This window comes from Streptomyces griseochromogenes (assembly GCF_001542625.1).
Lineage (GTDB): Bacteria > Actinomycetota > Actinomycetes > Streptomycetales > Streptomycetaceae > Streptomyces > Streptomyces griseochromogenes.
Map to the genome: position 1 here is coordinate 520,493 of NZ_CP016279.1, position 13,296 is coordinate 533,788.

At 71.8% G+C, this 13,296-nt stretch carries 7 protein-coding genes; all 7 read left to right on the forward strand.

Translation table 11 applies throughout. From position 1 onward, the window contains the following. Positions 1–30 precede the first annotated feature (30 nt). The 7 genes from AVL59_RS02450 (at position 31) to AVL59_RS02480 (ending at position 13,240) form a co-directional block, all read left to right on the forward strand. A complete protein-coding gene (locus AVL59_RS02450; RefSeq protein ID WP_067299563.1) occupies positions 31–2,436 on the forward strand; it encodes a sodium-translocating pyrophosphatase in 2,406 nt (801 codons plus the stop codon). Positions 2,437–2,651: 215 nt separating this feature from the next. Further along, entirely contained in the window at positions 2,652–3,251 is a 600-nt protein-coding gene (locus AVL59_RS02455; RefSeq protein WP_067316802.1) for a small secreted protein, read from the forward strand. A gap of 53 nt (positions 3,252–3,304) precedes the next feature. After that, entirely contained in the window at positions 3,305–4,834 is a 1,530-nt protein-coding gene (locus AVL59_RS02460; protein WP_208870295.1) for a N5-glutamine methyltransferase family protein, read from the forward strand. 301 nt (positions 4,835–5,135) lie between these two features. Then, positions 5,136–5,333, forward strand: a complete 198-nt coding sequence (locus AVL59_RS02465; RefSeq protein WP_067316805.1) for a hypothetical protein — start codon at positions 5,136–5,138, stop codon at positions 5,331–5,333. Positions 5,334–5,591: 258 nt separating this feature from the next. Further along, positions 5,592–8,423 carry a type I DNA topoisomerase gene (gene topA / locus AVL59_RS02470; protein ID WP_067299564.1) on the forward strand — a complete coding sequence of 944 codons (2,832 nt, stop codon included), beginning with the start codon at positions 5,592–5,594 and terminating at the stop codon, positions 8,421–8,423. Between the two features lie 129 nt (positions 8,424–8,552). Next, entirely contained in the window at positions 8,553–11,873 is a 3,321-nt protein-coding gene (gene tmk, locus AVL59_RS02475; RefSeq protein ID WP_067299565.1) for a dTMP kinase, read from the forward strand. Positions 11,874–12,034: 161 nt separating this feature from the next. Beyond that, the gene (locus AVL59_RS02480; RefSeq protein ID WP_067299566.1) at positions 12,035–13,240 is read left to right on the forward strand and encodes a DNA polymerase III subunit delta'; all 1,206 of its coding nucleotides are present in this window, start codon (positions 12,035–12,037) and stop codon (positions 13,238–13,240) included. The last annotated feature ends 56 nt before the right edge of the window (positions 13,241–13,296 follow it).

Genomic DNA, 13,296 nt, shown 5'->3' on the forward strand with positions numbered 1-13,296 from the left:
TGAGCTCAGCCCAAGCGTCAAGGAGGACGAATGGCGGGGCTTTCTACCCCTCATCAGTTTGGCCACCCCACAACCTTCGCAGCCGCAGTCCTGACCGACGACAACCGGATCATCGTGGCGGTGATCGCGGCCGTTGCCCTGGCCGCGCTCGTGGTCGCGGGCGTCCTGGTGCGCCAGGTGCTGGCGGCGGGCGAGGGCACCGACAGCATGAAGCGGATCGCCGAGGCGGTCCAGGAAGGTGCCAACGCGTATCTCGGCCGGCAGCTGCGCACACTCGGCGTATTCGCCGTCGCCGTGTTCTTCCTGCTCCTGCTGCTGCCCGCGGACGACTGGAATCAGCGCGCCGGACGATCGGTGTTCTTCCTGATCGGTGCGGTGTTCTCGGCGGCCACCGGCTATATCGGCATGTGGCTGGCCGTGCGCAGCAATGTGCGCGTCGCCGCGGCGGCCCGGGAAGCGACCCCGGCCGAAGGCGAACCCCAAAAAGATCTCACCACCGTCTCGCACACCGCGATGAAGATCGCATTTCGCACGGGCGGCGTCGTCGGCATGTTCACAGTGGGGCTCGGCCTGCTGGGCGCCTCCTGTGTGGTGCTGGTGTACGCGGCCGATGCTCCGAAGGTGCTCGAAGGCTTCGGCCTCGGCGCCGCCCTGATCGCCATGTTCATGCGTGTGGGCGGCGGCATCTTCACCAAGGCCGCCGACGTCGGCGCCGACCTGGTCGGCAAGGTCGAACAGGGCATTCCGGAGGACGATCCGCGCAATGCCGCGACCATCGCCGACAACGTGGGCGACAACGTCGGCGACTGCGCGGGCATGGCGGCCGACCTGTTCGAGTCGTATGCGGTGACCCTGGTGGCCGCGCTGATCCTCGGCAAGGCCGCGTTCGGCGACTCCGGGCTCGCCTTCCCGCTGCTCGTGCCCGCGATCGGTGTGCTCACCGCCATGATCGGCATCTTCGCGGTCGCTCCGCGGCGCAGCGACCGCAGCGGAATGTCGGCGATCAACCGCGGCTTCTTCATCTCCGCGGTGATCTCCCTCGCGTTGGTCGCGATCGCCGTCTTCGTCTACCTGCCGTCGAAGTACTCCGGCCTCAACGGTGTCTCGGACGCGGCGATCAAGGCCAAGGACGGTGACCCGCGGATCCTCGCCGTGGTCGCGGTCGCCATCGGCATCCTGCTCGCCGCCGTGATCCAGCAGCTGACCGGCTACTTCACCGAGACCAACCGCCGCCCGGTCAGGGACATCGGCAAGACCTCCCTCACGGGCCCGGCCACCGTCATCCTGTCCGGCATCTCGCTGGGCCTGGAATCGGCCGTTTACACCGCCCTGCTCATCGGCCTCGCCGTGTACGGCGCGTTCCTGCTCGGCGGTACGTCGATCATGCTGGCGCTGTTCGCGGTCGCCCTGGCCGGCACCGGTCTGCTCACCACGGTCGGTGTGATCGTCGCCATGGACACCTTCGGGCCGGTCTCCGACAACGCGCAGGGCATCGCCGAGATGTCCGGCGACGTCGAGGGCGCGGGCGCGCAGGTGCTCACCAACCTGGACGCGGTCGGCAACACGACCAAGGCCATCACCAAGGGCATCGCGATCGCCACCGCCGTCCTCGCGGCCTCGGCGCTCTTCGGGTCGTACCGGGACGCGATCACCACCAACGTGCAGGACGTGGGGGCGAAGCTGACCGGCCCCGGCTCACCGCTGAGTCTGTCGCTGGACATCTCGCAGCCCAACAACCTCGTCGGCCTCATCGCGGGCGCCGCGGTCGTCTTCCTCTTCTCCGGACTCGCCATCAACGCCGTGTCGCGCTCGGCCGGTTCGGTGGTGTTCGAGGTACGGCGGCAGTTCCGCGAGCACCCCGGGATCATGGACTACACCGAGAAGCCCGAGTACGGGCGCGTCGTGGACATCTGCACCAAGGACGCCCTGCGGGAGCTGGCCACGCCCGGTCTGCTCGCCGTCATGGCGCCGATCTTCATCGGGTTCACGCTCGGGGTCGGCGCGCTCGGCTCCTACCTCGCGGGCGCCATCGGCACCGGCACGCTGATGGCGGTGTTCCTCGCCAACTCCGGCGGCGCCTGGGACAACGCCAAGAAGCTGGTGGAGGACGGCCATCACGGCGGCAAGGGCAGCGAGGCGCACGCCGCCACGGTGATCGGCGACACGGTCGGTGACCCCTTCAAGGACACCGCGGGACCGGCGATCAACCCGCTGCTGAAGGTCATGAACCTGGTCTCGTTGCTCATCGCGCCCGCGGTGATCAAGTTTTCCTACGGCAGTGACAAGAGCATCGGCGTACGGGTCGCGATCGCGGTCCTCGCGCTCCTGGTGATCGTTGGCGCGGTGTACGTCTCCAAGCGGCGTGGCATCGCGGTCGGCGACGAGGAGGGCGCCGAACGGGTCGCCAACTCACCCGACCCGGCGGTGGTTTCGTAGGCCGTCTCGACGGGGCCTGCTCAACGGGCGGGCGGGTGGCACGTACTGACGTGCCGCCCGCCCGCTTTCCATATGTGGTCTCGCCCACGTCGTGAGCCTTCTCTCCCATGGTGCAAAGAGTCACAAAAGCGGACTTATGGAGTGCCCTCCATGTGGAGGACGTCGGTGTGCCGTGTAGATTCCGGGGGCCGAGAGCCATGGAAGGGACCGATCCGGTGAACAAGAAGCTCGCGGCCGCACTGTCCAGCGGTGCGGTACTGGTAGTGGCGCTGTCGGGATGCAGCAGCAAAAAGGACAGCGGCCCCGATCCCAAGCTGGTGGCCTGGGCCAAGACGGTGTGTGACGCGGTGCCCGCCCAGGACTCGAAGATCAGGGCGGCGAACGCGTCGATCGCCAAGATCGCCACAGACAGCAATCTGCCGCCCAAGACGGCCAAGGAAACGTACGCGCAGGCCTTCCAGGACATGGCCGGCGGCTACAAGGCGATCGCCTCCGCCATCAGCAGTGCGGGGGCGCCTCCCGGGGTGTCCGACGGCTCCAAGCGGCAGCAGGACGCCGCCAAGAACCTCAACGGCCTCTCCGCCTCGTACGCCGCCCTGAAGAAGAAGGTCGACGCGCTCGACACCAAGGACCAGGGCAAGTTCGCCAAGGGCCTGCACGACGTCGCCGACCAGACGAAGGAGATCGGCCAGCAGAGCAACAGCGGCACCGAGGCGCTGAAGCGGCTGGAGCAGGGCGACGTCAAGGCGGCGATCGCCAAGCAGCCCAGTTGCCAGGTCGCCGCGTCGGCGTCGGCCTCGTCGACGGCCGGCTGACATCGGCGGGCGGCCCGCGCTGAGGCAGCCTTCGGCGGCCGCCGCGGGCCACAATGGGGGGTGTGACTGACACCGGCCTCGCCCCCCTGCCCGCCACCGACCGGCCCGACGTCGCCGCGCGCCTGCGCGACGCCCTGCTCGCGGCCTCCTTCACCGCCGACGGACTGCTCGATCTGCTCGGCGCCCCCGCCTACGCGGCGCTGGCCCGCAGTGAGACCGTGCCCGCGCTCAGGGCGACCCGCGGCGACACGCCGTTGGAGGCGCTCGTGCGGCTGTTCCTGCTCCAGCAGCCGGTGCCCCACGCGCGTGTGGCGTCCGTTCTGCCCGTGGAGGAGGCCCTGGAGTGCGGGTGGCTCGCGCGTGTGGGCGGCGACGAGGTGGCCGCGACCGTGGACGTACGGCCCTACGGCGGTCCGGGCGGCGAGGACTGGTTCATCGTGTCCGACCTCGGGTGCGCGGTCGGCGGCGCGGGCGGTATCGGGCAGCGGGACGAGAGCGTCGTCCTGGGTGTCGGCGGCGCCTCCACGACCCTCGCCGGCATCACCGTGCGGACGCCCGTCGCCTCCGCGCTCGACCTCGGTACCGGCTCCGGCATCCAGGCACTGCACGCCTCGCAGCACGCCACGCGCGTGACGGCCACCGACCTCAATCCGCGCGCGCTGCACATCACCGCGCTCACGCTGGCACTCTCCGGCGCGCCGGCCGCCGATCTGCGCGAGGGCTCGCTGTTCGAGCCGGTCCGGGACGACGAGACGTTCGACCTGATCGTGTCCAACCCGCCCTTCGTGATCTCGCCGGGCGCCCGGCTCACGTATCGCGACGGCGGAATGGGCGGGGACGATCTGTGCCGCTCACTCGTTCAGAGGGCGGGGGAACGGCTGAACGAGGGCGGGTTCGCGCAGTTCCTCGCCAACTGGCAGCACGTCGCGGGGGAGGACTGGCAGGACAGGCTCAGGTCATGGGTGCCGCGCGGGTGCGATGCCTGGATCGTGCAGCGCGAGGTGCAGGACATCACGCAGTACGCCGAGTTGTGGCTCAGGGACGCGGGCGACCACCGCCAGGACCCCGTGGAGTACCAGGCGCGGTACGACGCCTGGCTCGACGAGTTCGAGGCGCGCAAGGTCAAGGCCGTCGGCTTCGGGTGGATCACCCTGCGCAGGACAGGGGCCGCCGAGCCGTCCGTCACCGTGGAGGAGTGGCCGCATCCGGTCGAACAGCCGCTCGGGGAGGTGATCCTGGCGCACTTCGACCGCCTCGACTATCTCCGGGAGCACGACGACGCGGCCCTGCTCGAAGGCCATTTCAGGCTGGTCGCCGAGGTGGTCCAGGAGCAGGTTGGGCTGCCCGGCGCCGAGGACCCGGAGCACGTGGTGCTGCGCCAGCACCGCGGGATGCGCCGCGCCACCAAGGTGGACACGGTCGGCGCGGGCTTCGCGGGCGTGTGCGACGGCACGCTGAGCGCCGGCCGGATCCTGGACGCCATCGCCCAACTCGTCGGCGAGGATCCGGTGTTGCTGCGCGACCGCACTCCCGCGCAGATCCGGCTGCTGGTGGAGCAGGGCTTCCTGGAGCCGGTGGTGTGAGACGAACCGGTGGTGTGAGACGCGGTACGGCGGCCGGGCGGGCCGTCGTACCCCGGCTACCCGGGCCGTAGTACGGGCGTCCGGATCGCCTTCGTACGCCCGAGGCGTGAGCGGGGACGCGCCGATGTCGGGAAAACGGCCGGAAAAATGCGGTGGGCGGGCTCCGGGGAATCTCGTTCGAGTGTTCGTTCGGTATCGCGTCGACCTTCCGTTCACCCTGATGTCGCCCCTCCGTCTCCCGCGCGTGCCACCCTCCCCGCGCTGGGTACGGGCGGACGGCACGAAAGGGGCGGGCGGGGTCATGGAGAGCGGGCCGGCGATCTTCGCGGGATTGGTGTTCGCCCTGTTCGGCGGCGCCCTGCTGGTGTGGACCGGGACCCGGGTGCGGCGTGGTGAACCAGTCGCCCAGGGTGTGAGCCAGGTCGCATCGGCCACCCTGGCCGGCGCCGTCGCGGTCGTCTCGCTGGGCCTCGGCGCCTACTGCCTCACCCGCCTCTGACGTCGGGGGCCGTACTGTCGTACGGGTAACTGGAGCATTACCCTCCGGACAGGGGCCGAGGGATCACCGGGGACTCCGGGCGGCAGGAATGGCGGGAGTCGGGTTACCGTTCGAGTGGCCGTTGTGGGCTTTTCCCGTTTGACACGGGGGCGGGATGTACCGTCACACTCCGCAGCGTCACACGAGCCAGAAGCACGCCGCGACCCCGGGACGAAGGCCCTGGGGAGGCCCCAGCGTCGACCGGAGAGAAGAGCGAAGTTGTCCCCGACCAGCGAGACCGCACAGGGCGGCCGCCGACTCGTCATCGTCGAGTCGCCTGCCAAGGCGAAGACGATCAAGGGCTACCTGGGCCCCGGCTACGTAGTCGAAGCGAGCGTCGGGCACATCCGCGACCTTCCCAACGGCGCCGCCGAGGTGCCGGAGAAGTACACCGGCGAGGTCCGCCGCCTCGGTGTGGACGTCGAACACGACTTCCAGCCGATCTATGTGGTCAACGCCGACAAGAAGGCGCAGGTCAAGAAGCTCAAGGACCTGCTGAAGGACTCCGACGAGCTCTTCCTCGCCACCGATGAGGACCGGGAGGGCGAGGCGATCGCCTGGCACCTCCAGGAGGTCCTCAAGCCGAAGATCCCGGTCAAGCGGATGGTCTTCCACGAGATCACCAAGGAGGCGATCCGCGAGGCCGTCGCCAACCCGCGCCAGCTCAACCAGAAGCTGGTCGACGCCCAAGAGACCCGCCGCATCCTCGACCGCCTCTACGGCTACGAGGTCTCGCCGGTCCTGTGGAAGAAGGTCATGCCGCGCCTGTCGGCAGGGCGTGTCCAGTCGGTGGCCACCCGTCTCGTCGTCGAGCGGGAACGCGAGCGCATCGCCTTCCGCTCCGCCGAGTACTGGGACCTGACGGGAACCTTCGCGACCGGCCGCGCCGGTGACCCGAGCGACCCGTCGTCCCTGGTCGCCCGTCTCCAGACCGTCGACGGCCGGCGCGTCGCCCAGGGCCGCGACTTCGACTCCGTGGGACAGCTCAAGACCGCGAACACCCTGCACCTCGACGAGGCGAACGCCCGCGCCCTCGCCGCCGCCCTGGAGAACACCCGCTTCTCCGTGCGGTCCGTCGAGTCCAAGCCGTACCGCCGCTCGCCGTACGCGCCGTTCCGTACGACGACGCTGCAGCAGGAAGCCAGCCGCAAGCTCGGCTTCGGCGCGAAGGCCACGATGCAGGTCGCGCAGAAGCTGTACGAGAACGGCTACATCACGTACATGCGTACGGACTCCACGACGCTGAGCGACACCGCCATCGCGGCCGCCCGCGCCCAGGTCACGCAGCTGTACGGCGCCGACTACCTGCCCCCGCAGCCACGCACCTACGCCGCCAAGGTGAAGAACGCCCAGGAGGCGCACGAGGCGATCCGTCCCTCGGGTGATCGTTTCCGCACCCCGGCGGAGACCGGCCTGACCGGCGACCAGTTCAAGCTCTACGAGCTGATCTGGAAGCGGACCGTGGCCTCCCAGATGAAGGACGCGACCGGCAACAGCGTGACCGTGAAGATCGGTGGCACGGCCGCCGACGGCCGCGACGTCGAGTTCAGCGCCTCCGGCAAGACGATCACCTTCCACGGTTTCCTGAAGGCCTATGTCGAGGGTGCCGACGACCCGAACGCCGAGCTGGACGACCGCGAGCGCCGGCTGCCGCAGGTGGGTGAGGGCGACCCGCTGTCCGCCGAGGAGATCACGGTCGACGGCCACGCCACCAAGCCGCCGGCCCGCTACACCGAGGCCTCCCTGGTCAAGGAGCTGGAAGAGCGCGAGATCGGCCGCCCGTCGACGTACGCGTCGATCATCGGCACGATCCTCGACCGCGGCTACGTGTTCAAGAAGGGCACGGCCCTGGTGCCGTCCTTCCTGTCGTTCGCCGTGGTCAACCTCCTGGAGAAGCACTTCGGGCGGCTCGTCGACTACGACTTCACCGCCAAGATGGAGGACGACCTCGACCGCATCGCCCGTGGTGAGGCGCAGGCCGTGCCGTGGCTGAAGCGGTTCTACTTCGGCGAGGGCACGGTCGCGGGTGCGGCCGAGGCCGGCAACGGCGACGGCGACCACCTCGGCGGCCTCAAGGAACTGGTCACCGACCTGGGCGCGATCGACGCGCGCGAGGTGTCCTCGTTCCCGGTGGGCAGCGACATCGTGCTGCGGGTCGGCCGCTACGGCCCCTACATCGAGCGCGGCGAGAAGGACACCGAGCAGCACCAGCGCGCCGACATCCCGGACGACCTGGCGCCGGACGAGCTGACCGTCGAGCTGGCCGAGGAACTGCTGGCCAAGCCGAGCGGCGACTTCGAGCTGGGCACCGACCCCGAGACCGGGCACGCGATCGTCGCCAAGGACGGCCGCTACGGCCCGTACGTCACGGAGATCCTCCCCGAGGGCACCCCGAAGACGGGGAAGAACGCGGTCAAGCCGCGCACGGCCTCGCTCTTCAAGTCGATGTCGCTGGACACGGTGACCCTGGAGGACGCGCTCAAGCTGATGTCGCTGCCGCGCGTCGTCGGCACCGACGCCGACGGCGTGGAGATCACCGCGCAGAACGGCCGCTACGGCCCGTACCTGAAGAAGGGCACGGACTCGCGCTCGCTGCAGACCGAGGACCAGCTGTTCACGATCACGCTGGAGGAGGCGCAGGCGATCTACGCCCAGCCGAAGCAGCGGGGCCGCGCGGCCGCCAAGCCGCCGCTGAAGGAGCTGGGCGCGGACCCGGTCTCCGGCAAGCCGGTCGTGGTCAAGGACGGCCGCTTCGGTCCGTACGTCACCGACGGCGAGACCAACGCGACCCTGCGCTCCGGCGACAGCGTGGAGACGATCACCCCGGAGCGCGGCTTCGAGCTGCTCGCCGAGAAGCGGGCGAAGGGTCCCGCCAAGAAGACGGCGGCGAAGAAGGCCCCGGCCAAGAAGGCCGCTCCGGCGAAGAAGACCGCGGCCAAGAAGACGGCGGCGAAGAAGACGACCGCGGCCGCGAAGAAGACCACGGCGAAGAAGACGACGGCCAAGAAGGCGACGGCTTCGAAGGCGACCGCCTCCGGCGCGGAGGACTGACGCTCCGCCGGGCCACCGGCTTCGCGTAACGAACGTCCCGGCACCGCCCCGGCATCACTTTGGTGTCGGGGCGTGCGCATGCCCGGGCGGCCCGGGCATCGTGTCGGTGGCTGCCGATAGGCTGAACGCATGACGCGAGCCGAGCAGCCAACGGCCCCCACCACAGCACCCGACGACACCCTCGTAGCGGACTCCCGTGAGCGGGCCGTCCGCGCCCTGCTGCGCCGACCGCAGGTGCGGCGCCTGTGGAGCGCGCAGCTCGTGAGCGGTGTCGGTGACACCCTCGCGCTCCTCGTGCTGGTCCTCCTAGTCCTCCAGGCGTCCATCGTCGAGGGCTCCTTCGGCGGCGGTTACCGGGGTGTGGCGTTCGCAGTGGCGACCGTTTTCGCCGTGCGCATCCTCGCCACCCTGCTCTTCGGCGCCGTCCTCCTCGGCCCGCTGACCACGCTCACGGCCCAGGAGGGCCCGCTCGACCGCCGCTGGACCATGGTCGGCGCCGACGGCCTGCGTGCCGTACTGCTGATCATCGCGCCCCTGTGGATCGACTGGACCCCGGACAACGCGCTCGCGGTCCTGCTGGTCACCGCCTTCGTCACCGGCGTCGCCGAGCGGCTGTGGACGGTGTGCCGCGAGAGCGCGGCGCCCGCCCTGCTGCCCGCCCCGCCCCTGGAGGGGGCCACCGTACGGCCGCTGCCGGACCACATGGACGCCCTGCGCCGCCTCGCGCTGCGCACCAGCTTCCTGGCGATCCCGCTGGCCGCCGCCTCCCTGGTCGTGGCCGCCCTGCTCAACAATCTGCTGGGCACCGGGGTGGCCTGGTTCGACCAGCACCAGGCGGCCCTCGGGTCCTACGTCGCGGCCGGACTGTTCGCCGCGTCCCTGTCCGTGCTGACCTTCCTGGAGCTGCCCGACACGCGTACCCCGCGCGCGCGGTCCCCGCTGGAGGGCCTGCGCCGCCCGCGCACCGGCACGGGGGTGGACAAGGGCCGTACGGGCGCCATCCCGCTGCTCGTGCCGGCCTGCGCCGCCGTCGCCGGGGCCATCGCCGCCGCGGTCGCGGTCTGTGTCCTGCACGCCAAGGACCTGGGCGGCGGCCCGGTCCTGTACGGCCTGCTGGTGCTGGGCCTGACCGGCGGCGTCGCCGTCGGCATCCGTACGGCGCCCTCGGTGCTGCCCTCGCTCTCGCGCCGCCGGCTCCTCGCCCTGTCCATCGCCTTCACCGGCATCGCCCTGCTGGTCGCCGGACTCGTCCCGGACGTCACCACCGTGCTGCTGATCGTCACGCTGGCCGGCGTCTCCGCGGGCGCGGCCGCGAACACCGGGCACGCGCTGCTCGACCAGGAGACCGAGGAATACCGCAGGCCGCGCGTCACCGAGCACCTGCACGCGGTGGTCCGGGTCTTCATCGCCCTCGGCGTCCTGATCGCGCCCGTGGTCGCCGGGCTCATCGGCCGGCACCGGCTGGAGAACGGCCGGTTCGTCTTCGCGCACGGCGGCGCCTCGTTCACGCTGATGCTGGTCGGCGCGCTGCTGCTGCCGGTGGCCGCGCTGGTGCTCGCCAAGGTCGACGACCGCTCCGGCATCCCGCTCCGGCAGGACCTCAAGGACGCGCTGCTCGGCGGCGACGACCCCGTCGAGGCGTCCGCGGCCGGCGGATTCTTCATCGCCCTGGAGGGCGGTGACGGCGCCGGCAAGTCCACCCAGGCCGAGGCCCTCGCGGAGTGGATCCGCGCCAAGGGCCACGAGGTCGTGCTCACCCGTGAGCCGGGAGCCACGCCCGTGGGCAAGCGGCTGCGTTCGATCCTGCTGGACGTGTCCTCGGCGGGCCTGTCGCACCGCGCGGAGGCGCTGCTGTACGCGGCCGACCGGGCCGAGCACGTCGACACCGTCGTACGGCCAGCCCTGGAGCGCGGCGCGGTCGTCATCTCGGACCGCTACATCGACTCGTCCGTCGCCTACCAGGGCGGCGGCCGTGACCTGTCCCCGACCGAGATCGCCCGCATCAACCGCTGGGCCACCAACGGGCTCGTCCCGCACCTCACCGTCCTGCTGGACGTCTCGCCGGAGACCGCCCGCGAGCGGTTCACCGAGGCACCGGACCGGCTGGAGTCGGAGCCGGCCGAGTTCCACGCGCGCGTGCGGGCCGGTTTCCTCACGCTCGCCGCGTCCGACCCCGGCCGCTACCTGGTCGTGGACGCCGGGCAGGAGCCCGAGGCCGTCACCACCGTCGTCCGGCACCGGCTCGACACCGTGCTGCCGCTGTCCGAGGCCGAGATCAAGGCCCAGGAGGAGGCGCGCAGGAAGGCCGAGGAGGAGGCCCGCCGCAAGGCCGAGGAAGAGGCCGCGCGCAAGGCCGAGGAGGAGCGCCTGGAGCGCGAGCGCCAGGAGCAGCTCGCCAAGCTGCGCGCCGAGGAGGAGGAGCGCAAGCGCCGCGAGCTGGAGGAGGCGCAGCGCCGCGAGGCCGAACGGCAGGCGGAGGAGGCCCGGCAGCGGGCCGAGGAAGCACAGCGCCGGGCGGAGGAGGAGCGGCAGCGGCTGCTCGCGGAGGAGAAGGCCCGCGCCGAGGAGGAGGCCCGTCGCAGGGCCGAGGAGGAGCGGCGCCGCAAGCAGGCCGAGGAGGAGGCCAGGCTGCGCGCCGAGGAAGAGGCGCGGCAGGCCCGGCTGCGCGCCGAGGCCGAGGCGGAGCGCCTGGAGAAGCAGCGGAAGGCCGAGGAGGCCCTGTTGCGCGCGGAGGCGGCCCGCCGCGAGGCGGCCGAGGCCGCGACGACGGCCGACGCGGCGGCCCGCCGGCCCAGCACCCCGCGGCCGACCGTGCCCGGCGTGACGGACGCGGCGACCCCGGCGGTGTCGCGGGGTGCGGAGGAGACGGTTCCGACGCCGGTCGTGTCTGCGGGTACGGAGGAGACGACGGTCCTGCGGCCGGTGCGCGAGGAGCGGGACGGAGAGACCCGGAAGGCTCGGTCCGCCCCGGACTCCGAGGTGACGGCCGAACTGCCGCAGCCGCCGGTCGCCTCCGGCGCGGCGGACGAGACGGCCGTGCTTCCGCCGGTGACTCCCGGTGCGGCGGATGAGACGGCCGTGCTTCCGCCGGTGACTCCCGGCGCTGCCGACGAGACGGCGGTGCTGCCTCCCGTGTCCGCCGACGAGACCGCCGTACTGCCGCCCGTACGGGGTGACGACCCGGCGCGGCGGGTTCCGCGCGGCCTCTTCCGTGACGAGCGGCCCGTGGCGGGCCCGGACGGCTCCGAGAGCCGCACCCGCGAGATGCCCCAGGTCGACGCCGAGGGCGCACCCCGCCGCCGGCCGCGTCCCGACTGGGCCGAGGAGACCCCGCTGGACGATCTGCCGACGCTGGCGGACGAACTGCTCGGGACGTACGACGAGCGGGGGGACGGCGATGCCGGCGAGGACCAGGGCCGCCGGGGCCGGGGCCGTGGCCGCCGTGGCTGAGACCACCGAGTCCGGGCGGCGCCCGGCCCGCGATCACCGGGGCTGAGCGAGGACATGGGGCGGCGCACGTCGGAGAACCGATGAGCGCCGCCCCCGCTGTCAGTGCCGACCCGCACAATGGATGGCGGAACGCGGAGTGTGACGGAAGGGCGGCGTGACCCATGACCGTGTGGGACGACCTCGTCGGGCAGGAGAAGGTGAGCGCGGTGCTCGACGCCGCCGCGCGGGACGCCGACGCCCTGGTCACCGCCGCCGCGGCGGACGCGCCGCTGCCGGAGGCGTCGAAGATGACCCACGCCTGGCTGTTCACGGGCCCGCCCGGAGCGGGCCGGAACCAGGCGGCGCGGGCCTTCGCCGCGGCGCTGCAGTGCGTGAGCCCCGACCGCGCCCTCGGCGGATCCCCCGGCTGCGGCTTCTGCGACGGCTGTCACACCGCGCTGCTCGGCACCCATGCGGACGTCACCACGGTCGCCGCCGTGGGCTCCGAGATCCTGGTGAAGGACATGCGGGACACGGTCCGCAAGTCGTTCACCTCCCCGGCGAACGGCCGCTGGCAGATCATCCTGGTCGAGGACGCCGAGCGGCTGAACGAGAAGTCGGCCAACGCCGTCCTCAAGGCCGTGGAGGAGCCCGCCCCCCGTACGGTCTGGCTGCTGTGCGCCCCCTCCATCGAGGACGTCCTGCCGACCATCCGCTCCCGCTGCCGCCATCTGAACCTGCAGACGCCCTCGGTCGACGCGGTCGCCGACATGCTCGTACGGCGTGACGGCATCGAGCCCGGGGTCGCCCTGGCCGCCGCCCGCGCCACCCAGGGCCATGTCGACCGGGCCCGCCGTCTGGCCACCGATCCGGCGGCCCGCGAGCGCCGCGCCGCCGTGCTCAAGCTCCCGCTGCGCCTGGACGAGGTCGGCGCCTGCCTCAGAGCCGCCCAGGAACTGGTCGACGCGGCCGCCGCGGACGCCAAGCAGCTCGCCGAGGAGATGGACGGCAAGGAGGCCGAGGAGCTGAAGACGGCGCTGGGCGCGGCCCAGGGCGGCCGGCTGCCGCGCGGTACGGCGGGCGTGATGAAGGACCTCGAGGACATGCAGAAGCGCCGCAGAACCCGCACGCAGCGCGACAGCCTCGATGTCGCCCTCGGTGACCTGACCGGTTTCTACCGCGACGTCCTCGCCCTCCAGCTCGGCTCCCGGGTCGCGATCGCCAACGGGGACGCCGAGGACGCCCTGGACCGGCTGGCGCAGGGCAGCAGCCCGGAGTCCACGCTGCGCCGCATCGAGGCGATCGCCGCCTGCCGGGAGGCGCTGGACCGCAACGTGGCCCCGCTGCTGGCGGTGGAGGCGATGACGATGGCCCTGCGGGCGGGGTGAGCCGGGCGTACGGTGGTTGACGCACCACGTCCTCCGTATGAGGCCACCCTTCGCAC

Coding starts and splice junctions, on each gene's coding strand:
- AVL59_RS02460 (WP_208870295.1), top strand. CDS start 3,305: ATGGGGGGTGTGACTGACACCGGCCTCGCCCCCCTGCCCGCCACCGAC.
- tmk (WP_067299565.1), top strand. CDS start 8,553: ATGACGCGAGCCGAGCAGCCAACGGCCCCCACCACAGCACCCGACGAC.
- AVL59_RS02480 (WP_067299566.1), top strand. CDS start 12,035: ATGACCGTGTGGGACGACCTCGTCGGGCAGGAGAAGGTGAGCGCGGTG.
- AVL59_RS02465 (WP_067316805.1), top strand. CDS start 5,136: ATGGAGAGCGGGCCGGCGATCTTCGCGGGATTGGTGTTCGCCCTGTTC.
- AVL59_RS02450 (WP_067299563.1), top strand. CDS start 31: ATGGCGGGGCTTTCTACCCCTCATCAGTTTGGCCACCCCACAACCTTC.